Source organism: Microbacterium sp. SMR1 (genome assembly GCF_003289625.1).
In the GTDB taxonomy this organism is placed as follows: Bacteria; Actinomycetota; Actinomycetes; order Actinomycetales; family Microbacteriaceae; genus Microbacterium; species Microbacterium plantarum.
Genome location: NZ_QMBN01000002.1, coordinates 636796 through 660621 on the forward strand (window position 1 = coordinate 636796; position 23826 = coordinate 660621).

Consider the following 23826-nt stretch of genomic DNA (forward strand, 5'->3'; position numbering starts at 1 on the left):
CTCGACGGAGAGGGAACAGAACATGACCGAGCAAGACATCCGTAAAGGGCTCGTGGGGGTCGTCGCCGATGTGACGGCGATCTCGAAGGTGAACCCCGAGACGAACTCGCTGCTCTACCGGGGCTACCCGGTCCAGGAGCTCGCCGCGACGCAGCCGGTCGACGCCGTGGCGCATCTGCTGTGGCACGGCGAACTGCCGACCGACGACCAGCTCGCCGAGCAGCGCCGGCGGGCTCGGCCGCAGCGGGCGCTGCCGCCGGAGCTGCGGGAGGCGATCGACCGGATGCCGGTGGACGCGCACCCGATGGACGAGGTGCGGACCGCCGTGAGCGTTCTCGGCGCGCTCGACACCGCCGGCGTGGCATCCGTGCTCGACGCCGTCGGGACGCCCGAGCGCAACCTGGAGCGAAGCCTGCGCCTGTTCGCGGTGCTGCCGGCGGTCGTCGCCTACGGGCAGCGTCGCCGCCGCGGGCTCGGCCCCATCGAGCCGCGCGACGACCTCGACGACGCGGCGAACTTCCTGTGGATGACCTTCGGCGAGGAGCCCGATCCGGTCGTCGCCGACGCGTTCAACCGGTCGCTGATCCTCTACGCCGAGCACTCGTTCAACGCCTCGACCTTCACGGCTCGGGTCATCGCTTCGACCCTGAGCGACCTGTACTCGGCCGTCGTCGGGGCGATCGGAGCCCTCAAGGGGCCGCTCCACGGCGGAGCGAACGAGGCTGTGATGCACGTCTTCGACGAGATCGGGGATGCCACCGCCGTCGAGGCCTGGCTCGACCGGGCGCTCGCCGAGAAGCGCAAGATCATGGGGTTCGGTCACCGCGTCTACAAGCGCGGCGATTCGCGGGTTCCGACGATGAAGGCGGCGCTCGACGCGTTGGTCGCCCACTACGACCGGCCGGATGTCGCGGAGCTCTACGACGCCCTCGAGCGCGAGTTCACCGAGCGCAAGGGCATCTACCCGAACCTCGACTATCCGTCGGGCCCCGCGTACAACCTCATGGGGTTCGACACCGTCACTTTCACGCCCCTCTTCGTCGCGGCGCGCGTGGTGGGGTGGACGGCGCACATCATGGAGCAGTACGCCGCCAATGCGCTCATCCGGCCGCTGTCTGCGTACGACGGGCCGGATGAGCGCCACGTCGACGGATATGTCGCCGACGAGGCCGAGGTCGAGGCAGCAGAGCGCCCCGAGGAAGTCGCCGGCTGACGGCTCCCTCGGGGCGGACTCGGACGGGTCAGGCGGTTCGGCGGCGACGCGCGGCGACCAGGAGGCCGCCCAGCGCGAGGGCGAGGATGCCCGCCACTGCGAACCCGATCGGAGCCGTCCCGCCGGTGACGGCGATCGTGCCCGCCGGCGCGGCGGCCGTCACCGTCACGGCGACCTCGATCGGCGTGAGCGTCCCCGACGTCACGACGAGGCGGTGCGCGCCGACCTCGAAGTCACGCGGGATCGCGATCGAGAACGCCGTGCGGCCGGATGCGTCGGCCGCGGGGATGCCGCTGACGACGATCGGCTCGCTGAACAGTGTCGCGGCGATCCGCTGGCCCGGCTCGAGGCCGGTCACCGTGACATCGAGCGTGCCGCCCTGCGCGACCGTGCTGCCGCCGAGCTCGACCGTCGCCCACGGCTGTGCGGGCTCGCCGGGCTCGGCGGGCTCGCCGGGCTCCGTGGGCTCGCCGTCACCGGGCGCGCCGGGGCCGGGAAAGCCGGGCTGCTCGACCGGCGGCTGCTCGCCGGCGACGTAGGCACGGTTCGCCGGCGCCGGTGAGACCGGGCCCACGGCGGCGAAGAACTCCACCGTCGCCTGCAGGTCGACCTGGCCGGAGTCCGCGGCGCCGGTGCCCGTCGCGAAGGTGCCGAAGTTGTCGCCGCCGCCCGCGAGGAACGAGTTGGTGACGACGCGGATCTTCGTGGTGGTGTCGTCGAGCGCGAGCTGCTCACCGTTCAGCTGCATCGAGCGGATGTGCGAGCCCCTCGTTCCCTCGGGTGCGTACTCGAACGTGAAGCCCTTCGACACGCCCATCGCGAGCTTGGGACGCGACGCTCCGTCGGGCTGCCACTGCTCCTCGAGAACCTGCTTGATCTGTGCCGGGGTGAGCTCGAGCGTGACCAGGGTGTTCGCGAACGGCTGGACGTTGGCGACCTCACGGTATGACACAGCGCCGTTGTCGTCGCCGAACAGCAGGTCGGCGCGCAGGCCGCCCGGGTTCATGAACGCCACCTCGGCGTCGCGCCCACCGTAGGCCGGGTTCTGCGACGTGGCCCACAGGTAGACGTCGGCGACGGTGTTGCCGAGCGTCGAGTGCACGCCGCGGTCCTCCGAGCCCGACGCGGTCTTGCCGCGCAGGATGTCGGCGGTGATCGAGCCGACCTGCACGCGGCCCTTCTCGTCCGCGATGCGCACCGCGTTCGCGACGACCTGGGCCGTCTCGGTGTCGGGGTAGGCGATGTACTGCCCCAGCGTGGCGTCGTACAGCGACACCGTGCTGGGGGTGATCGACTCGAGTTCGCCCGCGTCGGTCAGCTCGATGTCGAGCGCGCCGAGCGTCGTGCCGTACTGGTGCGCCTGGAGCACCGGGCGCCCGCCGATCTCGCACGCGTACTTCTGGTGCGTGTGAGCGGAGACGATCGCGTCGATGTCGTCGGACGCGCCACGGACGAGGTCGCCGAAGTCGCCGGTCTCGGTGGCGATCGCGGTGCAGTCGGAGCCCGCGGAGCCCTCGTGGGCGAGCAGCACCACGATGTCCGCGCCCTCGGCGACCGCGTCGGCCGCTGCATCGTTGGCCGATGCGACCTGGTCGCGGAACTCGATGCCCGCGATGCCCTGTGGGCTCACCATGCCCGCGGTCTGCTCGGTCACGGTGCCGACGAACGCGATCTGCGTGCCGTCGACCTCCTTGATCGTGTACGGCTTGAGCGCGTGCTCGTCGGTGCCCTTCACGAAGACGTTCGCACCGAGTGCGAAGTCGCTGAAGGCGTCGGCATCCGCGTCCTCCTCGAATCGAGGGATGACGCGACCGGTCAGGTCGTCGAAACCACGGTCGAATTCGTGGTTGCCGACTGCGCTGACGTCGAGGCCGGCCGTCTTCAGTGCGTCGATCGTGGGGGTGTCCTGATCGATGAACGACTCGAACGCCGACGCGCCGATGTTGTCACCGGCCGAGACGAGCAGGGTGTTCGGGTTCTGCTGGCGGAACGTGTCGACCGCGCCCGCGAGGACAGCGGCACCCGCGACGCCGCTGGATTCCTGCACGAGCCGCCCGTGGAAGTCGTTGATCGTCAGCACGCGGATGTCGGGCTGCGCGACGGGAGCGCCGCCGACGAGCTGCTCGATGCTGTACAGCGTCGTCGTTCCCGACACCTCGTTGCCGACCGCGAGCAGCGGCTGGCCCGTGGGGGAGCGGTGCGCCCCGATGAACTGGATGCCCTCGGGGCCGAGGTCGCCCGCGTCGGGGGAGTCGGCAGCGGCGCTGAAGTCGCGGTTGTTGACGTACGTCACGTACGTCGCCGCCTTCGGATCCGTGATGTCGTAGACGATGACGCCGCCGACGCGCTCGAAGCCGATGAAGGCGTACGTGCGGCCGCCGACCGTCCCGATCGACAGGTTCTCAGGCTCGGGGCCCTTGTCGTCGCTGCGTCCCTCGAGGTTGGCCTCGGTGTGGTTCGAGTTGAAGTACTCGGGCGCGACGCGCGCGAGGATCTGCTCGAACTGGTCGCCCGAGTCGAACACCAGCGAGCCGTCGGTGCCCCAGATCGAGAACGAGCGACCGCCGAAGGAGTACAGCTCGTCGTAGCAGCTGCCGTCCGCGCGCAGACCGTTCTCGATCGTGACGTTCAGACGTCCGAGGGCTGCATCGCCGAGCTGCGCCGCGAGGGGAGAATCGGCGCAGACGGCCGGGAGCCCCTTCTTGCCGAGGTCTTTCACGCGGACGGCCTCCGCGTAGTCGCCCCACTCGCGGGCGTCGCCCTCGTTGGCGGTGACGAGGTAGGTCGTGGCCTTGCCGCCCGCCGTGGCCGAGTACGACTGGATGCCGTCGGGCATGTACATGCCCTTCAGCCCGGCGTACTCGGCGATGTTGATCGCGCCGTCCTTATCGCTCGCGTCGAGCCCGTTGCCGACCGCGCCGTGATCCTTGAACCCGAGCGGGACGACCTTGGTGACCTCGGCCTTGGCGAGGTCGACGACGGCGATCGCGTTCGCCTCCTGGAGCGCCGCGTAAGCGGTCGTGCCGTCGACGGTGATGTACTCGGGCTCGAGGTTGCGGCTCACACGATTGGCGGTGAGGGGCTTGTCTCCCTGGTCCGGTGCCGCGACGTCCGGTCCGAACACGCGCACGCCGGCCGGAAGCGTCTTCGAGCCGCCGGGCTCGAACGCGCCGAAGCCCGCGATGCGCACGGCCGCCTGCGCGGGGGCCGAGACGGTCTTGGGGAGCGCGACGACGCCGACGGATCCTTCCGGGTCGACCGAGAAGTCGTCGGCGGGCTCGCCCTCGTTCGCGACGACCGCGTACGCGCCGTCCTTCGAGATCGTGACCATATCGGGCAGGGCGCCGACGGTGACCGAGCCGAGGCGAGCGGATGCCGCGTCGCCGGCGTTCGCGTCGAAGAAGACCAGTGACCCGTTCGCGGTCTTGTCCTCGGCCTCGAACGCCACGATGCCGAGACCGTCGTCGCGGATCGCAAGGGAGTTCGCCGTGCCGGCATCGGCGATGGTGAACAGCTCGACCGGCGCGGTCGGGTCGCTGTTGTCGAGCACCGTCACCGAGCCGGCCTGCGCGTTGACGACGTAGAGGCGGTCGCGGTACGACTGCACGATCTCGGCGGCGGACTCATCGAAGACGCCGGTCTCGTGGGTGCCGATGGGTGTGAGCGCGAGCGTCGCGCCGGGAGCGGAGTCGGTGATCGGTTCGCTGACGATCGCGGCGGATGCCGTGGTGAGCGGCGTCAGTGCCAGCGTGCAGGTGAGTGCGGCCGTCGCGACGGCGGCGAGCGTGCGGGGAACCGTGCGGCTCCGGGCAGGCGAAGGCATAGGTGTCCTCTGGTCGGGTGAACGGGTGCAGGTCGTGAGTACTCTCCGCACGTGTCCGGCATGTGAATGCCCGGCAACCGATCGGAGACGCGCGGAGAGGCGCGTGGCACGATGAGGGGATGAGCGACTACACGACCATCGTCAGCGAGACGCGAGGGCGCGTCGGCTGGCTGACACTGAACCGACCGGAGGCGTTGAACGCCCTGAACTCGACGCTCGTCGCCGAGCTCGCCGACGCGGCCATGGCGTTCGACCGCGACGAGGCGATCGGCGCGATCGTGGTGACCGGCTCGGAGCGGGCGTTCGCGGCCGGCGCGGACATCAAAGAGATGGCGGGCAAGAGTGCCCGCGACATGGCCATGGAGAACCCTTTCGCGGCGTTGGAGGACTTCGCGCGGGTGCGTACCCCTGTCGTCGCCGCGGTTGCCGGGTTCGCGCTCGGCGGCGGGTGCGAGCTGGCGATGATGTGCGACGTCGTGCTGGCCGCCGACACCGCGGTGTTCGGGCAGCCCGAGATCGACCTCGGCGTCATTCCGGGCATCGGCGGGACGCAGCGGCTGACGCGCGCGGTCGGCTACTACAAGGCCGCGGAGCTCGTGCTGACCGGACGGCGGATGCCAGCGGAGGAGGCGGAGCGCGCCGGGCTCGTGTCTCGTGTGGTTCCGGCGGCGCAGCTGCTCGACGAAGCCGGTGCCGTCGCCGAGCGGATCGCGTCGCGATCGCTGCCGGTCGCCTATGCGGCGAAGCAGGCGCTGCGCGCCTCGCAGGAGACGAGTGCCGCGGAAGGGCTGCGCCTCGAGCGCACGCTCTTCGCGTCGTTGTTCGCGCTCGAGGACCAGAAGGAAGGCATGGCCGCCTTCGCCGAGAAGCGCGCCCCCGAGTTCCGCCACCGCTGACCTGCCGCGGTGTTGGTCGAACGCGGGGCCGCCGCACGCCGACGGGTGACGGTGATCGTGGCCGTCGGCGTCGCACTGGTGCTCGCGGCGGCGGGTGCCGTCGCGTTCGCCCGCTGGGCGCTGAGCCTCGATGCGATGCGTGGGTTCGTCGAGCGATACCCGGGCGCATACCCGCTGCCGGCGGGGGCGCCGGTCGGGATTCCGCCGTGGCTCGCCTGGCAGCACTTCTTCAACGCCTTCCTGATGGTGCTGATCATTCGCACGGGTCTGCAGGCGCGGAAGGAGAAGCGTCCGAGGGTGTTCTGGTCACCGCGGGGCAGGCCGAAGCGCCGGACGAGCCTCACGATCTGGTTCCATCAGGCGCTCGACGTCATCTGGATCGGCAACGGCATCGTGTTCGTCATCCTGCTCTTTGCGACCGGACAGTGGATGCGGATCGTGCCGACGAGCTGGGACGTGCTGCCGAATGCTGCCTCGGCGGCGTTGCAGTACGTGTCGCTCGACTGGCCGACGGAGAACGGCTGGGTGAATTACAACAGCCTGCAGCAGCTCGCGTACGCCACGACGGTATTCGTCGCGGCGCCGCTCGCGGTCGTCACCGGCGCGCGGCTCAGCACCGTCTGGCCGCGGGGCGACGGGCGGATCAACCGCCTGTACCCGCTCGAGTGGGCACGACGCCTGCACGTGCTGGTGATGCTCTTCTTCGTCGTCTTCATCGTGACCCATGTCGCTCTCGTCCTGGCTACGGGAGCGCTCCGCAACCTCAACCACATGTACGCCGCACAAGGATCGGCGGACCCGACGGCCTACGCCGACAACTGGACCGGCTTCTGGCTGTTCGTCCTGTCGCTCGCCGTCATCGTCGGGGCGTGCGTCGCCGCTCGCCCCGCTGTCCTCGTACCGATCGCGCGCCTGTTCGGCACGACCATCACCCGTTGACCGTCGTCGGCCGGTCGGAGATCACGCCCGCGCGATCAGGCGGTGTCAGAAGGGTGGCGGTTCGTCCGGCGGCGGTCCGCTGGGTGCGGCATCCGGTGGCGGGTCCGCGGTGTCGATGGTGAAGCATACGGCCGGTATGGGAACGTCTTCGCGGTAGACCCGGCCGAGGGGTGAGGTCCATTCGAGAACCCCTCCGCCGACCTGCCGGACTTCCCATTTCGTGAATTGCTTCATCGAGTGGTGCCGCTGGCAGAGATGGGCGAGGTTGAAGATGTGGGTATGCCCACCCAGGGCGTAATCGATGGTGTGGTCGATCTCGCAGCGGATCGCGGCCCGGCGGCATCCGGGGAACCGGCAGTGCTGATCACGGGCCATCAGGAGTTTTTTCATGGAAGCGGTCGGCCGGTAGGTGTCGATCTCGACCGGTGTGCGGGTGACGGGGTCGATGAACAGCCGGTCCCACTCGCTGACCTGCCCGGCGAGCTCGCGTGCCGTGTCGGCATCGATCAGCGCAGCGCCCACCGCTTCGGCGGGGTTCTCGTCCTTGACCATCAGCGTCTCGGCGGTGACCGCCACCTGAAGCCGCGCGCGGATCGCCCCGAGCCCACCAGCCCGGTCGATCCCATACGTCGGGTCAACGACGGGCGCCCCGCCGAGTACGAGGTCACCGAGGATGTCGGCCCGCAGCTGATCCATCGACCGCGTGCCGGCGGAATCACTCTCCGCCCGGGCGTCCTTCACCGACTGCCCCATCTGCGTCAGCCGGTCGAGCATCCCCGCGGCGATCACCGTCGGAAGGTTCGCGACGAGATTCGACATCCCGTCCGACCCGTGGAACACCTGCACGCACCGCTCCGCCGCCGCGGCCTTGTGCCGCTCCGTGAACGTCTGCGTATGCAACCGCGCCGCCAACGCATCCAGCGCACCCCGCACCCGCGACGGCACATCCCGCTCGCACACCGCGATCGCGGCCTCCGCGAACGACCCCCGGGCCTCCGCAGGCACTCCCGCGCCGACCCGCACGACCACATCCACGTGGCCACGTTCGATCCGCCGCTGCACCCACGCCTCGAACACCGCGGGGTAGTCGTCGATGACGGTCATCGCGTGGTCGATCTCGCCCTGCAACCTGCGGTCGGTGAGTCGCGCCATCTCCGCGGCCTCGGCCGCGACCGAACGCAGCTCCATGTCCGAGGCCATGCCTCGCACGCCGTCGCGCCGCGCGTCGTGCAGGGCGGCGTGGCCCAGGTCGGCCAGCGCCCGGGTGCGGGCGACATCGGCGGCGTGAGAGAGGTCGAGGGCCGCCGCGTATCTCGCAAAAGCGAGCGCCTGCGACGGCGTGGGTGCCTCGCGTCCCACCTCGCCACCCGCGACATTCGGTGTCATGTTCCCATGATGGCAGTGGGGTACGACATCCAAGTCGAACAGAAGTGCGAATGTGGGCAGCTCGCTAGAAAGACTGGCGGGGGAGGAGCGGCGCCGATCGCTCCGCCGCCGTCACCCGACTCGCGCCGGGTCAGCGGACGAAGCGGACCTCGGTCAGCGTCTCGCCGAGGAACGGCTCGGTGTGGGTCTGCCCGTCGAGCGTGAAGCCATTTCGCTCATAGAAGCGGTGCGCGCGGGGGTTGTCCTCCGCGACCCACAGGTAGACGCCCTCGTCCTTCTCGACGGCCGCGTCGAAGAGCCGCTGACCGATGCCGGTGCCGTGCCAGGCGTCGAGCAGGTAGATGAAGTACAGCTCGCGCATCCGGGGGGCGTCGCGATCGCGCGCCGGGCCCGACCCGACGAAGCCGACGATCTCGCCGCGGACGAGCGCGGCGTACATCCGGAAGTCCTCGCCCTGCGCGGCCCAGTGGGTCCACAGCTCGGCGAGTCGTCGCGGCGAGACGCTCTGAAGAGCGGCGGTGCTGATGAGGTGGTCGTAGGTCTCGTGCCAGCAGGTGGCGTGCACCCGCCCGAGGGCTTCGGCGTCGACATCCCGCACCGGACGGACGACGATGTCGGTCTGCAGTTCGGCTTCCATGGCCAGACTCTACGCGCGGCCGGCGACGGCGTGAAATCGGGGAGTCGGGGTTGCGCCGCCTGCCGTCATGCGCCGACACCGTCCACCACGGCGACCTCGACCGAGACCAGGCCGACCTCGCCCGGGCTCCAGCCCGCCGCGACCAGTCGAGCTCGCAGCGCTCGTTCGATGACCCTCTGCTCGCTGGGGCTGCGCAGCCGTGCACCGGCCCCCGCGGGTTCGACGACGGCGCCGGGATCGAGAGTCCGCGCCGCGGCGATCAGGTCCTCCCGCATCCGATCGGCGCGCGCGGCCCCGAGGGCGGTTCGGACGATCTCGTACGAACCCAGCGTGACCGTCCACGCCGGCCCCCGGTCGTCGCCCGAGGCCCCGCGCGAGCGCTGCGCGGCCAGCGCGGCGCTGCGGTCCGACAGGATCATCAGGAGGGCAGCGCCGCTCAGGAGGACGAGCACGGCCCCCGCGATGGTCGTCGGCGCGACCGAGAACCCGAGGCGGTAGAGCGCTGAATCCCATCCGAGCGTGAGCCCCACGCCGGCGCGGCACACGGAGAAGAGCGCGTAGACCGCCATGGTCGCTGCGAGGAGCCACGACCCGCGTCGCGCTGCGATGGCCGGGTGCCTCGCGGCGACGCTGGTCAACCCGCAGATGACCGCCATGATCAGGACCTTCACCGCGAGCGAGACGGGCAGCCCGATCGCCGCGGAGACGACGCCGACGACAGCGGCGAGCGAGACGGCGATGCCGCCTCGGGCGAGGACGCCGCCGCCGAGCGAGCCGAGCCCGGCGAAGATCAGTCCCGGGCCGAGCACCATGGCGATGTCGCTGATGACGAGCGATGCCGGATCGCCGGTCTGGGTGTGGACGAGGTACAGCAGGCTGGACGCGGTGGCCGAGAGCGCGCCGACGATCCCGAAGCGCAGGAGCGCGCCGCGCCGACGCCAGCTCGGGCGCAGCGTGAACAGCACGACGAGACCGATGATCGTCATGAGGCACGCGAAGACCAGCGCGCATCCCGCTGTCAGCACGGCCCCACCCCCTCGCGCGCCGGCCCGTGAAGCGCGCTCACTCGCAACCTACGCGCTTCGGGGGCCGGGAGAAAAGCACAGCGGCCCAGAGCGTGCAAACCGGCCTGCTATGGTCGTGTCCCGACACGGGGTGCCCGCGACCGCGAGCTGAGATCAGACCCGTCGAACCTGCTCCAGTGCAATGCTGGCGAAGGGATGTCGAAATGCGCGATGTCGTGCCCACCGTCCGAGGACCGGAAGCGGCGCTCCGAGCGCTGCGGGATGCCGCTCCGCTCACCCACTGCGTGACCAACGCCGTCGTCACCGGGTTCACCGCGAACGCGCTGCTCTCGCTCGGGGCGAGTCCGGCGATGGTCGACATCGAGGGTGAGGCGGGCATCTTCGCCGGCGTCGCCGACGGTGTCCTGATCAACCTAGGCACCCCGAATCCGCAGCAGCAGGCCAGCGCCCGCGAGATCGTGGCGGCGACGCGGCGCTGGGTGCTCGACCCCGTCGCGGTCGGGATGCTGCCGGTCCGCACGGCCCTTGCCGCGGAGCTCGTCGCTGCTCGCCCCGCGATCATCCGCGGCAACGCCTCGGAGATCGCGGCGGTCGCCGGAACCGGCGCGGGCGGCCGCGGCGTCGACAGCATCGACGACCCGGACTCGGTGCACGCGGCCGCGGCGGCCCTGGCCCGCCGGTCCGGCGCGGTCGTCGCGGTGTCGGGCGCGACGGACCTCGTCACCGACGGAGAACGGGTCGCGCGGGTTCCCGGGGGACACCCGCTGCTGACCCGGGTGACCGGCGGAGGCTGCTCGCTGGGCGCGACGATGGCGGCCTTCCTCGGCGTCGTCGAGCCCTTCTCGGCAGCCGTCGCAGCGTCGCTCGTGCACAAGCAGGCCGCCGAGGCCGCGGCATCCGTGTCGTCCGGTCCCGGCTCGTTCGCCGTCGCCTTCCTCGACGCGCTCGCGACGCTCGCTCCCGGCGACCTCGATGCCGCACGCGTCGCGACCCGCGCGATGGCGGCGGAGGGCGTCCGGTGACCCGCCGGGTCGACCTCGCCCTGCACCTCGTCACCGATGACCGGCTGAACGCCGACGCGCTGCTGTCGATCGTCGACGCCGCCGTCGACGGGGGCGTGACAGTGGTGCAGCTGCGCGACAAGAGAGTGAGCGCGGCCGAGCTGATCCGCCGCGCCCGGATGCTGTCGGATGTGATCGCGGGGCGGGTTCCGCTGCTCATCGACGACCGGGTCGACGTCGCCCTCGCCGCCATCGATGCGGGGGCCCGCGTGGACGGCGTGCATCTCGGTCAGAACGACATCCCGCCCACGACTGCGCGGCGAGTCCTCGGGCCGGACGCCGTCATCGGGTGGACGGCGAACACGGCGGCGCATCTGCAGGCCGCCCACGCGATGCCGGACGGCACCCTCGACTATCTCGGGGTCGGTGTGATCCGGCCGACGATCACGAAGGCCGATCACCCGCCCGCGCTGGGCATCGAGGGATTCGCAGAACGGGCCGCGGCGACGCCGCTCGCGTGCGTCGCGATCGGGGGCGTGGGTCCCGATGACGTCGCCGCCCTCCGCCGAGCGGGGGCAGCCGGGGTCGCCGTCGTCTCGGCGATCAGCGGTGCCGCGGACCCCGCCGCGGCCGCGCGCGCCTTCGCCGTCGCAGCGCGCGGGCGCGGTTCCGACACTGCGGACGGAGCGGTCCGGTGACCGCGGGGGCACGGGCGCCGCGCGTGCCGCGGGTGCTGAGCATCGCGGGCACCGACCCGTCGGGCGGCGCGGGCATTCAAGCCGACCTCAAGTCGATCGCGGCGATGGGCGGCTACGGCATGGCCGTCGTCACGGCCCTCGTGGCGCAGAACACCCGCGGTGTGCGGGCCGTGCACGTGCCTCCGCCGGAGTTCTTGCGTACGCAGCTCGACGCGGTCGGCGATGACGTCGAGATCGATGCGATCAAGATCGGGATGCTGCACTCCGAGCCGCTCGTCGCGGTCGTCGACGACTGGCTGGCTCGGCGGGGCCATGACCTCGTCGTGCTGGACCCCGTCATGGTGGCCACGAGCGGCGATCGCCTGCTCGATCCCGCCGCAGAGGCCGCGATCCGCGCCCTCTGCGGGCGCGTCGCCCTCGTGACTCCGAACCTCCCCGAGCTGGCCGTGCTCGCGGAGGAGCCGGTCGCACGCACATGGCTCGACGCCCTCGCCCAGGCACAGCGGTTCGCGCGCACATCGGGTGCGGCGGTGCTCGTCAAAGGCGGGCATCTCGACGGCGACGACTGCCCCGACGCGATCGTGACGCCGGACGGGGTCGCGGCGGAGGTGTCGCGTCGCCGCATCGCCTCGACCAACACCCACGGCACCGGGTGCTCCCTGTCGTCGGCGATGGCGACGCTCGGCGCGAGTGGCATCGGCTGGACCGGTGCCCTCGCGCGTGCGACCGAATGGTTGGCCGGTTCGATCACAGCGGGCGCGGCGCTCGGCGTCGGGCGAGGCAACGGCCCCGTCGACCACCTGCACGAGCTGCGCCCGCACCTCCCGTCGCCCGTGTCGTGGACAGAGCGCGCCTGGGCCGGCGCCGCTCCGCTTCGCGCCGCCGTCGACTCCTGCGCCTTCGTCGAGGGGCTGCGCACGGGAGAGCTCGATGAGCCGGTCTTCGCCTGGTACCTCCAGCAGGACGCGCTGTACCTCTCGGAGTACGCCCGTGTCCTCGCCCGAGCCAGCGCGCTCGCCCCGCGAGGCGAGGAACAGGTGTTCTGGGCGGAGGCCGCCGCCTCGGCGATCGCGGTCGAATCCGAGCTCCACCGCTCGCGGGTCGGCGCGGACGCCGCGGACCCCGCCGCCGCGACGCTCGCCTACACCGATCACCTCCACGCCGCATCCGCTCGCGGTGCGTACGGTGAGCTGGTCGCCGCCCTCCTGCCGTGCTTCTGGCTGTACTCCGATGTGGGCGAGCGATTCGCGGCGGCGTCGCACCCGCACCATCCGTATCGGGACTGGCTTTCGACCTACGCCGACCCCGCTTTCGCCGCATCGACCCGCGCCGCGATCGAGATCGTCGAGCGGGCGGCGGCGGACGCGTCGGCGGCAGAGCGCGCGCGGATGAGCGTCGCGTTCGCGCGATCGATGCGCCACGAGCTCGCCTTCTTCGAGGCGCCCATCGCAGCGCTGGCCGGCGCAACACGGGCGAGAGGGCCTGCGCGCGGGGCCTAGTCTGTGCTCATGCCGAAGGAGAGAGCCGGCCGAGCCACGATGAAGGATGTGGCGGCGCTCGCCGGGGTATCGGCGAAGACGGTCTCCAATGTGCTGACGGGCACTGCCGCGGTCCGGCCGCAGACGCAGCAGCGCGTGGAGTCGGCGATGCGCGAGCTCGACTTCGTGCCGAACCTCAGCGCCCGGGGCCTGCGGAACGGCCGCTCCGGTGTGATCGCCATCGCGCTCCCCGACCTCGCGACGGCGTTCTCCGCCGAGATGCTGCATCACCTCGTCGACGCGGCTCACCAGCGCGGCTACGCGGTCCAGATCGAGGAGACCGCGCTCGAGCCGGAGCGTGAGCGCGACCTCGTCTCGCGGGCGCGTCAGCATCTCGTCGACGGTGTCGTGCTCAACCCGATCCGCATCGAGGACAGCGTCGTCGATCGCGACGAACGGCTGCCGCCTGTCGTGCTGATCGGCGAGGTCGAGCAGCACGTCACCGACCGGGTGCTCGTCGACAGCCGGGGCGGCGCGCGCGATGCCGTGGCTCACCTCGTGGCGCGCGGGGCGCGGCGGATCGCCGCGATCGGCGGCGACGATCAGCCCGAGCTCGCCACGGCGACCAGTCGCCTGCGCCTCGCGGGCGTGCGCGACGGGCTCGCCGCGGCCGGGCTCGAGCACGACCGCCGCCGGGAGGTCAACCTGCTGCCCTGGAACATGGAGGCGGGCGCGCTGGGCGTGCGGACACTGCTCGATCGCGGGGTCGAGGTCGACGCCCTCCTCTGCTTCACCGACTCGATCGCCGTCGGCGCGCTGCACGAACTGGCGCGTGCGGGCATCCGGGTGCCGGAGGACGTGCTCGTGTGCGGCTTCGACGACATCGAGCAGTCGCGCTTCACGACACCGCAGCTGACGACCGTCTCCTTCGACCGGAACGAGTTCGCGCGTGCGACGATCGCGCTCCTCGAGGAGCGCATCGCGGCGCGCGACGTTCCGGTGCGAGCGGTGGCGATCGAGCACCGGGTGGTCGCTCGAGCGAGCACGGACGCGGTGCCGCGAGGCGTATCGCTCGGCCGCTGACCGTCGGCATCGACGACATCCGGATTTTCCTTGCGCATTGATTACATCGATGTAAAAGTATGAGGGTCCCTGGTTGTCACGATGTCGTGCCGTCACAAAGGAGTGACCGATGGCCCCACCCATAGAACTCAGCAGACGGCGATTCCTCACGGGAGCCGCAGCCCTCGCCGGAACCGCCTTCCTCGCCTCGTGCGCCGGTCTCCCCGGCGCCACGGGCGCCCGCACCCTCCAGTTCTGGCACCTGCTCTCCGGCGCCGACGGCGTGACGATGTCCGGGCTCATCGACGGCGTCAACGCCGCGCAGTCCGACTATCGCGTGCGTCCGACGGTGCTCGCGTGGGGTGAGCCGTACTACACCAAGCTCGCGATGGCGGCCGCGGGCGGGCGGGCGCCGGACGTCTCGGTCATGCATGCCTCGCGCGTCGTCGGCTACGCGCCGGGCGGGCTGCTCGACACCTGGGACACCGGGCGGCTGGCCGACCTCGGCGTCGACGCGAGCACCTTCACCGACGCGATCTGGCGCAAGGGCTTCATCGGCGACGACCTCTACAGCGTCGCACTCGACGCCCACCCGTTCATCCTGATGTACAACACCGACATCTGCGCCGAGGCGGGGGTTCTCGACAGCGACGGCAAGCTGCTGCCGATCACCTCGCCCGAGGACTTCCTCGAGCTCGGGCGAGCCGTAGCGGCCGTGTCGGAGTCTCACGGGCTGTCCTTCGGCTATCTCGGCGACGGCGCGCAGATGTGGCGCCTCTTCTACACGCTCTACACGCAGCACGGGCTCGAGATCGAGCTTCCCGAGGGCGGCAAAGCGGAGATCGATGAGGATGCCGCGGTCGCGGCGCTGACCTTCATGCAGCAGCTCCTCGACGACGAGATCGCGTCGCGCAGCGCCGACTACCAGAGCGCGATCGCCGAGTTCGCGACCGGGCGCAGCGGGCTCTTCCTCACGGGCGTCTGGGAGCTGCGCTCGATGCAGCAGCAGAACCTGCCGATCGACGCCGCGATCATCCCGGCCGTCTTCGGCACCCCGTCGGTCTACGCCGACTCGCACTCGTTCACCCTGCCGCACCAGAGCGCGCCCGACGAGGAGACCCGCGACCTGGTCTACCGCTTCGTCGCCGACATCCTGAAGGGCTCGTTCGACTGGGCCGGGGCCGGCCACATCCCCGCGTATCTTCCCGTGACGCAGTCGCCCGCCTATGCCGATCTGCTGCCGCAGGCGCACTACGCCGAAGCCGCCGAGCTCGTCCGATACGACCCGCCGGCCTGGTTCACCGGATCGGGCTCGCGCTTCCAGGCCGACTTCGGCGCCGCGGTGCAGAACGTCCTGCTGCAGGGCGCCGATCCGGCCGCAGCGGTCTCCCGCTTCCGCGCGGGCGTCGACCTGCGCCTGCAGACGCCGAACCCCGCCGCACCGGACGGAGCCCGCGCATGACCCTCGACACCGGATCCGGCCGCGCCGGACTCGCCGACACCGCTGCGACGCGCACGATCGTCACCGGCGACCGCGCGGGGCGACGCCGGCACGCCGGCGACCGCGGCGAGCAGCGCATCGCCTGGACGTTCCTCGCGCCGTTCCTCGCCACCTTCCTCCTCTTCCTCGTCTGGCCGCTGCTGCACGGGCTGTACCTGAGCTTCACCGACCAGTCGCTGACGGGCGCCGGCGGGTCGTTCATCGGCATCGCGAACTACGTCGAGGCGCTCGGCGACCCCGTCATGTGGCGCTCGCTCGGCAACACCGCATGGTTCACGGTGCTCTCGACCGTGCCGCTCGTCGTCCTGGCCCTCGTCATGGCGCTCCTCGTGCAGCGCGGCCTGCCCGGGCAGTGGCTCTGGCGGCTGTCGTTCTTCATGCCGTATCTGCTCGCCTCGACCGTCATCTCGCAGATGTGGGTGTGGATCTTCAACCCGCAGATCGGTGCGGCCAACGGCATCCTGGAGGCGTTCGGGCTCGAGCCGATCGCGTGGCTGCAGAACCCCGACACCAACATGCTCGCGATCGTCGTCGCGACGGTGTGGTGGACGATCGGCTTCAACTTCCTCCTCTACCTCGCGGCCCTCCAGAACATCCCCGAGACGCAGTACGAAGCGGCGTCCATCGACGGCGCGGGGGAGTGGCGCAAGCTCTTCTCGATCACGATCCCGCAGCTGGGCCAGGTCACCGTGCTCATCGTCATCCTGCAGGTGCTGGCGTCGCTGAAGCTGTTCGACCAGGCGTACCAGATGCTCGGAGGCATCGCGAGCGAGACGACCCGCTCGATCGTCCAGTACATCTACGAGTCCGGGTTCGTCGGGTACCGCTTCGGCTACTCGGCGGCGATCTCGTACGTCTTCTTCGCCGTGATCGTGCTGATCGGCGTCATTCAGGCCCTCGCCACCCGTCGCCGGAAGGAGCACTCATGAGCGCCGCCACCGCCAGCTCCACGGCCACGCGCGCCGTCGTCGCGCCCGGGGTCGGCCCCGATCCGCGGAGCCGCAAACCCGGTCAGCGCCGGTTCAGCGCGCTCAACATCGTCGCGTTCGTCGCCCTCGCCCTCCTGGCGATCGGGTGGCTGCTGCCGTTCCTCTGGGCGGTCGCGACCGCCTTCAAGACCGAGACGGATGCCGCCTCCGGCGCCGGCGGCTGGATCGGCGAGAGCGGGCCCACGACGGAGGCCTTCACTTCGATCCTCTCGCAGGGCAACGTGTGGGTCTGGGCCGGCAACAGCCTCTGGACCTCCGCCGTGATCACCCTGCTCACCGTCGCGATCTCGGCCGTGGCCGCGTACGCGTTCTCACGGCTCGAGTTCCGCGGCAAGAAGTTCCTCTACGGCGCGGTCATCGCCTCGATCGTCATCCCGCCGCAGGTGCTGATCATCCCGCTGTTCTACGAGATGCTCGCCTTCAACCTCGTCGACACCCCGTGGGGCCTGATCCTGCCGCAGGTCGTCGCGCCGGCGATGGTGTTCATCCTCAAGAAGTTCTTCGACCAGGTGCCCATCGAGCTCGAGGATGCCGCGCGGGTCGACGGCGCCGGACGCTTCCGGGTGTTCTGGTCGATCGTGCTGCCGCTGTCGCGGCCCATCCTCGGTGCCGTCGCGATCTTCGTGTTCATCGGCGCGTGGAACAACTTCCTCTGGCCGTTCCTCATCATCAACGACACGACCCTCATGACCCTGCCGGTGGGACTCCAGACCGTGATCAGCGCCTACGGCGTGCAGTACGCGCAGGTCATGGCCCAGGCCGTCCTCGCCTCGGTGCCGCTGATCATCGTCTTCCTGGTGTTCCAGAAGCAGATCGTCCGCGGCGTCGCCACGACCGGCTTCGGCGGTCAGTGACCGGCGCCGCCCGGCACGCGTCGTCCGCATCCCCTCACCCCGAAAGAACAGGAGCATCATGCCCCGCGCCCGCATCGTCCTCGATCGCGACTTCACCGTGGCCGACGTGCCGCGCCGCCTCTTCGGCTCGTTCGTCGAGCACATGGGCCGCTGCGTCTACACCGGCATCTACGAGCCGGGTCACCCGCAGGCCGACGAACGCGGCTTCCGTCGCGACGTCCTCTCGCTCGTGAAGGAGCTGGGCGCCACCGTGATCCGCTACCCCGGCGGCAACTTCGTCTCGGGCTACAACTGGGAGGACGGCGTCGGGCCGGTCGCCGACCGTCCGCACCGGCTCGACGGCGCCTGGCACACGGTCGAGACCAACGCGTTCGGGCTCCACGAGTTCGTCGACTGGGCGCGCGAGGCCGAGGTCGAGGTCATGGAGGCGGTCAACCTCGGCACGCGCGGTGTCGACGAGGCCCGTGCGCTCGTCGAGTACGCGAACCACGCCGGCGGCACGTACTGGTCGGACCTGCGTCGCCGCAACGGGGCCACAGCGCCCTTCGACATCCGCCTCTGGTGCCTCGGCAACGAGCTCGACGGCCCGTGGCAGATCGGCCACAAGACCGCGCACGAGTACGGCCGGCTCGCGCAGGAGACGGCGAAGGCGATGCGCCTGGTCGACCCCGACATCGAGCTCGTGGCGGTGGGATCGTCGAACCGGCAGATGCCGACCTTCGGCTCGTGGGAGCACACGGTCCTCACGCACGCGTACGACGAGGTCGACTACATCTCGATGCACGCCTACTACCAGGAGGACGGCGGGGACGCGGCATCCTTCCTCGCCGAGGCCGTCGACATGGACGCCTTCATCGACGGCGTCATCTCGACGATCGACGCGGTCAAGGCTGCGGGCAAGCATCGCAAGCAGGTCGACATCTCGTTCGACGAGTGGAACGTCTGGTACCAGCGGGGCCTCGACACCGAGGACCAGCCGCACATCGTCTCGGCGTCGAAGGAGTGGCGCGCCCACCCGCGCCTCATCGAGGACACCTACAACGTCACCGACGCCGTCGTGGTCGGGACCTTCCTGCACAGCCTGCTGCGCCACGGCGACCGCGTGCGCATCGCCAACCAGGCGCAGCTGGTCAACGTGATCGCACCCATCCGCTCGGAGGAGGGCGGGCCGGCCTGGCGGCAGTCGATCTTCTGGCCGTTCGCCCGCATGTCGCAGCTGGCGCAGGGGCGCGTGCTGCGGCTCGCGATCGACTCCGATCAGACGCCGACGGCGAAGTTCGGCGACGTGGATGTCGTCGACGCGGCCGCGACGTGGGACGAGGCGACCGGCCGCGTCGCCCTGTTCGTCGCCAATCGCTCGCTCGAGTCCGAGACCGAGGTGTCGCTCGAGCTGCGCGGGCTGGGCGCGTCGGGCGTCGTCTCGGCCGAGGTGCTGACGGTGCCCGAGGGCGGCGACCGGCGGTCGGCCAACACCGAGCACGACCAGGATGCCGTCGGCCTCGTGCCCCTGCGCGGCGTCGGACTCGACGAGGGCACGCTGCGGGCGACCCTGCCCGCGCTGTCGTGGGCGGTGATCGTGCTCGACACCGCCCGCGCCTGACCGCCACGGGGGCCGACGCTTTGTGGAAGGCGCACAACGGATGCGGGTGGGGGCATGGGGCATCCGATAGCGTCGGCCCTCGTGAACGTGTGGCTCCGGACCCTGCTGACGATCTGGCGAGCGAAGCGACAGCTGCGCAGGAACGGCCCGCGGCCGCTCATGGCGGTCGGCCGGGTGAAGCTCCGGACGCTGCCCACCGACATCGATCTGCTCGGGCACATGAACAACGGGCGGTACGCCTCGCTGTTCGACCTCGGCCGGTTCGACCTGCTGGTGCGCAACGGCATCTGGGACACCTTCCAGGAGAAGGGCTGGTACGGCGTCGTCGCGAGCAGCACGATCACCTTCCGGAAGTCGCTGAACCTCTGGCAGCGCTTCACGATCGAGACGCGCCTGCACGGACACGACGACAAGTCGGTGTACATGGTGCATCGTGCGGTCGTCCGCGGCGAGGTCTACGCCGAGATGCTGGTGCGTTCGCGGTTCCTGCGTCGCACGGGCGGCATCGTGCCGCTCGATGAACTGTTCGCGGTGCTCGGCCGGCGCGACGATCTGCCCGAGCTCGAGCCGTGGATGACCGAGTGGGCTGCGGCGACCGCTCTGCCGTCGACGCGTGCCGAGGCGCCCAGCGTCTGGGAGTGATCCCCGGGCGAGGCGCCGCCCTTCGAGAGCGCTTGCGACATAGGCTGACGGCATGTCCGACACCGTTTCGTCCGGCACCACCCCGCCGGGCTTCCCCGCCGACGATTCCCTCGCCCATCAGGCGGTGGACCTGGCCCAGAAATGGGTGCACACGTCGGCCGATTTCTCCGCGGATGCCGCAGCGCAGCGCCTCGCGGGAGTCCTTCGCGACCCGAACGGCCTGCCGTTCACGATCGGTTTCGTCGACGGGGTCATGCGCCCCGAGAGCGTGACCGCCGCCGCGACCCGACTGCACCACGTCGCCCCGCTGGTCCCGGAGTTCCTGCCCTGGTATCTCCGCGGTGCCGTGCGCATCGGCGGCGCCGTGGCCCCCGTGCTGCCGACCCCCGTCGTGCCGATCGCGCGCACGGCACTGCGCGAGATGGTCGGGCACCTGGTCGTCGACGCGCGACCGCACAAGCTCGGCCCGGCCATCGCCCGCATCCGCGAGTCCGGAGCCCGCCTCAACCTCAATCTCCTCGGCGAGGCGGTGCTCGGCGAGGAAGAAGCACGCCGCCGGCTCGACGGCATCCACGAGCTGATCCGCCGGCCCGACGTCGACTATGTCTCGGTGAAGGTCTCGGCGATCGTCAGCCGCATCTCGATGTGGGCGTTCGACGAGGTCGTCGCCGATGTCGTAGAGCGGCTGCTGCCGCTCTACCTGAGCGCGGCTGAGGACGGCACCTTCATCAACCTCGACATGGAGGAGTACCGCGACCTCGATCTCACGATCGCCGTCTTCACCCGCATCCTCGAAGATGAGCGGCTGCGGGGGCTCGAGGCCGGGATCGTGCTGCAGGCCTATCTGCCCGACGCCGCCGACGCCCTCGACGAGCTGACCGCCTGGGCGCAGGCCCGCGTCGCGGCCGGTGGAAGCCGCATCAAGGTGCGGCTGGTCAAGGGCGCGAACCTCGCGATGGAGCGCGTGGACGCCACGATCCACGGCTGGCCGCTGGCGACCCACGCGAGCAAGCTCGACGCCGACGCGATGTACCTGCGGTGCCTCGACCGTGCCCTGCGCCCCGAGCGGAGCGCCGCGGTGCGGCTCGGCGTCGCCGGGCACAACCTCTTCGACATCGCGTATGCCTGGCTGCTCGCCGGCGAGCGCGGTGTGCGCGACGACATCGAGATCGAGATGCTCCTCGGCATGGCGCAGGGTCAGGTCGCCGCGGTCACGGCCGACGTGGGCCACGTGCTGCTGTACGTCCCGGTCGTCCGCCCCGACGAGTTCGACGTCGCCATCAGCTACCTCGTGCGGCGGCTGGAGGAGAATGCTTCGAGCGAGAACTTCCTCTCGGCGGCGTTCGACCTCGCGACCGACGCGAGCCTGTTCGAGCGCGAACGCGATCGATTCCTCGCCTCCCTCGAGCGCGCGGTCGACCCGGCCCTGCCCAGCGGGCCGAACCGCACGCAGGACCGCACGATGTCGTTGCGGCCCATCGCGCCGCAACGCATCACGCGCGACCCCGCCGAGGGCGACGACGGGCTGACGCAGGCGGTGCTCGGCATCGCCGACGCCGCGGGCCGTTCCGACGAGACCACGGCTCTGGGCGAGCCCGACGATGTCCTGTTCGGCGGCGAGCACTTCGTCGAGACCGCCGTCTACGCCCCGCGCGAGACGCGCCGGGCCCCGGCGCTCGGAGCGCCCGGGTTCGCCAACACTCCCGACTCCGACCCCGCGCTCGCCGTCAACCGGGAGTGGGCCCGCGGCATCCTGTCGCGGATCGAGGGCAGCACGGCCGGTGACGAGACGATCGCCGCCGCCCGGGTCGATGACGCGGGAGAGCTCGATGGAGTCGTGGCGCGTGTGGGATCGGCGGCATCCGCCTGGGGCTCGATGGCCGCGGCCGACCGCAGTGCGGTGCTGCTCGCCGCCTCGCGCGCACTCGAATCACGTCGGGCCGAGCTCATCGAGGTCGCCGCATCCGAGACCGGCAAGGTGCTGGCCGAAGCCGACGTCGAGGTCAGCGAAGCGGTCGACTTCGCCGCCTATTACGCCGCGACGGCGCGCGAGCTCGATCGGGTCAGCGGCGCCGTCTTCGAGCCGGCGTCGGTGACGGTGGTCGCTCCGCCGTGGAACTTCCCGCTCGCCATCCCCGCCGGCGGCGTGCTCGCGGCCCTCGCCGCCGGATCGGGCGTCGTCTTCAAGCCCGCTCCGCAGGCCCGTCGCTGTGCGGCGGTCGTCGCCGAGGCGCTGTGGGATGCCGGGGTGCCCCGCGATCTCCTCGCGCTCGTGGACATCGACGAGGGCGATCTCGGCCGCCGGCTCATCACCCACCCGTCGGTCGACCGCGTCATCCTCACCGGCTCGTGGGAGACGGCGGCGCTGTTCCGGTCGTGGCGGCCCGAGCTGCCGCTGCTTGCCGAGACCAGCGGCAAGAACGCGATCATCGTCATGCCATCCGCCGACCTCGATCTGGCGGCGTCCGACCTGATCAAGAGCGCCTTCGGTCATGCGGGTCAGAAGTGCTCCGCCGCGTCGCTCGCGATCCTGGTGGGGCCGGTCGGGCGGTCGAAGCGGTTCGCGCGTCAACTCGTCGACGCCACGCGGTCGCTGCGGGTCGGACCGCCCACCGATCCGCGCAGCGAGGTCGGGCCCGTGATCGAGCCGCCGCAGGGCAAGCTCGAATGGGCTCTCACCTCACTCGAGGAGGGTGAGCGCTGGCTCGTCGAGCCTCGTCGTCTCGATTTCGGTGACGCGACCGCTGGGCGCTTCTGGTCTCCGGGTGTGAAGGTGGGGGTGAGTGCCGGGTCGCGCACGCACCTCGAAGAGTTCTTCGGGCCCGTGCTCGGCGTCATGCACGCGCGCACTCTCGACGAGGCGATCGAACTGCAGAACGCGGTCGCCTACGGTTTGACCGCGGGCCTGCACACCCAGGACGCCGCCGACCTGGCGACCTGGCTCGACCGGGTCGAGGCCGGCAACCTGTACGTCAACCGCGGCATCACGGGGGCCATCGTTCAGCGTCAGCCCTTCGGCGGCTGGAAGAGGTCGTCGGTGGGCGCGGGCACGAAGGCCGGTGGACCGAACTACCTCGTCGGGCTCGGTTCCTGGCGTGCGTCGAACGGCTCGGCATCCAGCACGCTGCATCTGCGCGGTCTCGACTCGCGCATCACGACCATCATCGAGTCGGCCCAGCCCACCCTCGACTACGAGTCGTTCGAATGGCTGCGGCGCGGCGCGCTCTCGGATGCCGTCGCCTGGGACCGCGAGTTCGGCCAGGTGCGCGACGTGTCCGGCCTCGGCGTCGAGCGGAACCTGTTCCGGTATCGCCCGGTCGACGTGGCGGTGCGAGCGTCTTCGGATGCGACCTGGCAGGCGGTGCTCCGCGTGCTCGTCGCGGGCGTGCGGGCCGGGTCGGCCGTGACGCTGAGCTCGCCGGTCGGTCTTCCCGCGGACGTCCGGCGGGCGCTCGGCGAGGTCGACATCGCGGTCTCGGTCGAGACCGACGGCGAATGGCTGCAGCGCATCGCCGCCCCCGAGCGTCGACCGGGCCGCATCCGCCTGGTCGGCTCGCGTGAGACGGTGGCCGAGCTGCGCACGGCCATCGCGGCAGCGACCGAGGGAGACCCGGATGTCGCCGTCTACGCCGACGAGGTCACGACCGCGGCGCGGATCGAACTGCTGCCCTTCGTGCACGAGCAGTCCATCACGATCACCGCGCACCGTTTCGGCAATCCCGACGACTGGTCCGAGGCGGTCATCTGACGTGCGGCCGCGGTGCCGTCTCGGTAGCGTGGCGGGATGACGGATGACGCAGCCGCTGCACCCACGCTGATCCTCGCCCGCCTGTCGGTCGAGCGCGAGTCGCTCCTCGGTGCCCTGTTCATCGGGCTCGGGGCGGTGGCGCTCGCGATCACCGTCATCGCGCTGGCGCTCTCGCCGGGGCTCAACCTGCCCGTGCTCGTTGGTGTCGGCGCGGGAACGGTGCTGCTCGTCCACGGCATCCTGCGCCGCTCGGCCGCCGCCCGTGCCGCGGCCGCCCTCAACCGGCTCGAGTCCGCTCCGGCCTCCGTCTCTCGCCGAGCCGAGCCGAGCTGAG

General features: G+C 71.0%; 18 protein-coding genes and 1 riboswitch. Of the genes, 14 read left to right on the forward strand and 4 right to left on the reverse strand.

The annotated features are described in order from the left end of the window. Positions 1 to 22 precede the first annotated feature (22 nt). The gene (locus tag DO944_RS07655; RefSeq protein WP_112616245.1) at positions 23 to 1213 is read left to right on the forward strand and encodes a bifunctional 2-methylcitrate synthase/citrate synthase; all 1191 of its coding nucleotides are present in this window, start codon (positions 23 to 25) and stop codon (positions 1211 to 1213) included. 28 nt (positions 1214 to 1241) lie between these two features. Here DO944_RS07655 and DO944_RS07660 read toward each other — a convergent pair whose 3' ends face one another. Next, positions 1242 to 5036: a choice-of-anchor I family protein gene (locus tag DO944_RS07660; RefSeq protein WP_220118287.1), complete on the reverse strand. Its 3795-nt coding sequence runs from the start codon at positions 5034 to 5036 to the stop codon at positions 1242 to 1244. A 119-nt stretch (positions 5037 to 5155) separates the two neighbouring features. On the opposite strand from DO944_RS07660, the gene DO944_RS07665 reads away from it, so the two are divergent. Beyond that, positions 5156 to 5932: an enoyl-CoA hydratase-related protein gene (locus DO944_RS07665; RefSeq protein WP_112616247.1), complete on the forward strand. Its 777-nt coding sequence runs from the start codon at positions 5156 to 5158 to the stop codon at positions 5930 to 5932. Positions 5933 to 5941: 9 nt separating this feature from the next. Further along, positions 5942 to 6871, forward strand: a complete 930-nt coding sequence (locus tag DO944_RS07670; protein WP_258524608.1) for a cytochrome b/b6 domain-containing protein — start codon at positions 5942 to 5944, stop codon at positions 6869 to 6871. 45 nt (positions 6872 to 6916) lie between these two features. On the opposite strand, the gene DO944_RS07675 is transcribed toward DO944_RS07670, so the two are convergent. The 3 genes from DO944_RS07675 to DO944_RS07685 all read right to left on the reverse strand — a co-directional run bounded on the left by DO944_RS07675 (position 6917) and on the right by DO944_RS07685 (position 9919). Beyond that, entirely contained in the window at positions 6917 to 8257 is a 1341-nt protein-coding gene (locus tag DO944_RS07675) for an HNH endonuclease signature motif containing protein (protein WP_112616249.1), read from the reverse strand. 130 nt (positions 8258 to 8387) lie between these two features. Next, positions 8388 to 8894, reverse strand: a complete 507-nt coding sequence (locus DO944_RS07680) for a GNAT family N-acetyltransferase (protein ID WP_112616251.1) — start codon at positions 8892 to 8894, stop codon at positions 8388 to 8390. A gap of 65 nt (positions 8895 to 8959) precedes the next feature. Continuing rightward, positions 8960 to 9919 (reverse strand): hypothetical protein, encoded by a 960-nt coding sequence (locus DO944_RS07685; RefSeq protein WP_112616253.1) that lies wholly within the window; start codon positions 9917 to 9919, stop codon positions 8960 to 8962. Between the two features lie 116 nt (positions 9920 to 10035). Next, a riboswitch (TPP riboswitch) is annotated at positions 10036 to 10132 on the forward strand. A gap of 2 nt (positions 10133 to 10134) precedes the next feature. On the opposite strand from DO944_RS07685, the gene thiM reads away from it, so the two are divergent. From thiM to DO944_RS07740, 11 genes are all read left to right on the forward strand, one after another. Then, positions 10135 to 10941, forward strand: coding sequence for a hydroxyethylthiazole kinase (gene thiM, locus DO944_RS07690; RefSeq protein ID WP_396652013.1), 807 nt, complete (start codon positions 10135 to 10137; stop codon positions 10939 to 10941). Then, on the forward strand, positions 10938 to 11618 hold the full coding sequence (gene thiE, locus DO944_RS07695) for a thiamine phosphate synthase (RefSeq protein WP_112616255.1): 681 nt from the start codon (positions 10938 to 10940) through the stop codon (positions 11616 to 11618). The genes thiM and thiE overlap by 4 nt, the downstream gene beginning before the upstream one ends. Then, the gene (gene thiD, locus DO944_RS07700) at positions 11615 to 13117 is read left to right on the forward strand and encodes a bifunctional hydroxymethylpyrimidine kinase/phosphomethylpyrimidine kinase (RefSeq protein ID WP_112616257.1); all 1503 of its coding nucleotides are present in this window, start codon (positions 11615 to 11617) and stop codon (positions 13115 to 13117) included. The genes thiE and thiD overlap by 4 nt, the downstream gene beginning before the upstream one ends. A gap of 9 nt (positions 13118 to 13126) precedes the next feature. Further along, on the forward strand, positions 13127 to 14179 hold the full coding sequence (locus DO944_RS07705) for a LacI family DNA-binding transcriptional regulator (protein WP_112616259.1): 1053 nt from the start codon (positions 13127 to 13129) through the stop codon (positions 14177 to 14179). A 109-nt stretch (positions 14180 to 14288) separates the two neighbouring features. Continuing rightward, entirely contained in the window at positions 14289 to 15620 is a 1332-nt protein-coding gene (locus DO944_RS07710; RefSeq protein ID WP_112616261.1) for an extracellular solute-binding protein, read from the forward strand. Next, entirely contained in the window at positions 15617 to 16588 is a 972-nt protein-coding gene (locus tag DO944_RS07715; protein WP_112616263.1) for a carbohydrate ABC transporter permease, read from the forward strand. Before DO944_RS07710 ends, DO944_RS07715 begins: the two co-directional genes overlap by 4 nt. Further along, positions 16585 to 17502, forward strand: coding sequence for a carbohydrate ABC transporter permease (locus DO944_RS07720; RefSeq protein WP_112616265.1), 918 nt, complete (start codon positions 16585 to 16587; stop codon positions 17500 to 17502). Before DO944_RS07715 ends, DO944_RS07720 begins: the two co-directional genes overlap by 4 nt. A gap of 58 nt (positions 17503 to 17560) precedes the next feature. Then, positions 17561 to 19102 (forward strand): alpha-N-arabinofuranosidase, encoded by a 1542-nt coding sequence (locus DO944_RS07725; protein WP_112616267.1) that lies wholly within the window; start codon positions 17561 to 17563, stop codon positions 19100 to 19102. A gap of 81 nt (positions 19103 to 19183) precedes the next feature. Beyond that, positions 19184 to 19744 (forward strand): thioesterase family protein, encoded by a 561-nt coding sequence (locus tag DO944_RS07730; RefSeq protein WP_112616269.1) that lies wholly within the window; start codon positions 19184 to 19186, stop codon positions 19742 to 19744. Positions 19745 to 19796: 52 nt separating this feature from the next. Next, complete coding sequence (locus DO944_RS07735; RefSeq protein ID WP_112616271.1) at positions 19797 to 23492, forward strand: proline dehydrogenase family protein; 3696 nt, start codon at positions 19797 to 19799, stop codon at positions 23490 to 23492. 36 nt (positions 23493 to 23528) lie between these two features. Then, positions 23529 to 23825, forward strand: a complete 297-nt coding sequence (locus DO944_RS07740) for a hypothetical protein (RefSeq protein WP_112616273.1) — start codon at positions 23529 to 23531, stop codon at positions 23823 to 23825. Position 23826 lies beyond the last annotated feature (1 nt).

What these genes read in the sequence shown, in the direction of transcription:
- DO944_RS07655 (WP_112616245.1), top strand. Translation starts at nt 23, where the DNA reads ATGACCGAGCAAGACATCCGTAAAGGGCTCGTGGGGGTCGTCGCCGAT.
- DO944_RS07675 (WP_112616249.1), bottom strand. Translation starts at nt 8,257, where the DNA reads ATGACACCGAATGTCGCGGGTGGCGAGGTGGGACGCGAGGCACCCACG.
- DO944_RS07715 (WP_112616263.1), top strand. Translation starts at nt 15,617, where the DNA reads ATGACCCTCGACACCGGATCCGGCCGCGCCGGACTCGCCGACACCGCT.
- DO944_RS07720 (WP_112616265.1), top strand. Translation starts at nt 16,585, where the DNA reads ATGAGCGCCGCCACCGCCAGCTCCACGGCCACGCGCGCCGTCGTCGCG.
- DO944_RS07660 (WP_220118287.1), bottom strand. Translation starts at nt 5,036, where the DNA reads ATGCCTTCGCCTGCCCGGAGCCGCACGGTTCCCCGCACGCTCGCCGCC.
- DO944_RS07735 (WP_112616271.1), top strand. Translation starts at nt 19,797, where the DNA reads ATGTCCGACACCGTTTCGTCCGGCACCACCCCGCCGGGCTTCCCCGCC.
- DO944_RS07665 (WP_112616247.1), top strand. Translation starts at nt 5,156, where the DNA reads ATGAGCGACTACACGACCATCGTCAGCGAGACGCGAGGGCGCGTCGGC.
- DO944_RS07705 (WP_112616259.1), top strand. Translation starts at nt 13,127, where the DNA reads ATGCCGAAGGAGAGAGCCGGCCGAGCCACGATGAAGGATGTGGCGGCG.
- DO944_RS07710 (WP_112616261.1), top strand. Translation starts at nt 14,289, where the DNA reads ATGGCCCCACCCATAGAACTCAGCAGACGGCGATTCCTCACGGGAGCC.
- DO944_RS07740 (WP_112616273.1), top strand. Translation starts at nt 23,529, where the DNA reads ATGACGGATGACGCAGCCGCTGCACCCACGCTGATCCTCGCCCGCCTG.
- DO944_RS07725 (WP_112616267.1), top strand. Translation starts at nt 17,561, where the DNA reads ATGCCCCGCGCCCGCATCGTCCTCGATCGCGACTTCACCGTGGCCGAC.
- DO944_RS07680 (WP_112616251.1), bottom strand. Translation starts at nt 8,894, where the DNA reads ATGGAAGCCGAACTGCAGACCGACATCGTCGTCCGTCCGGTGCGGGAT.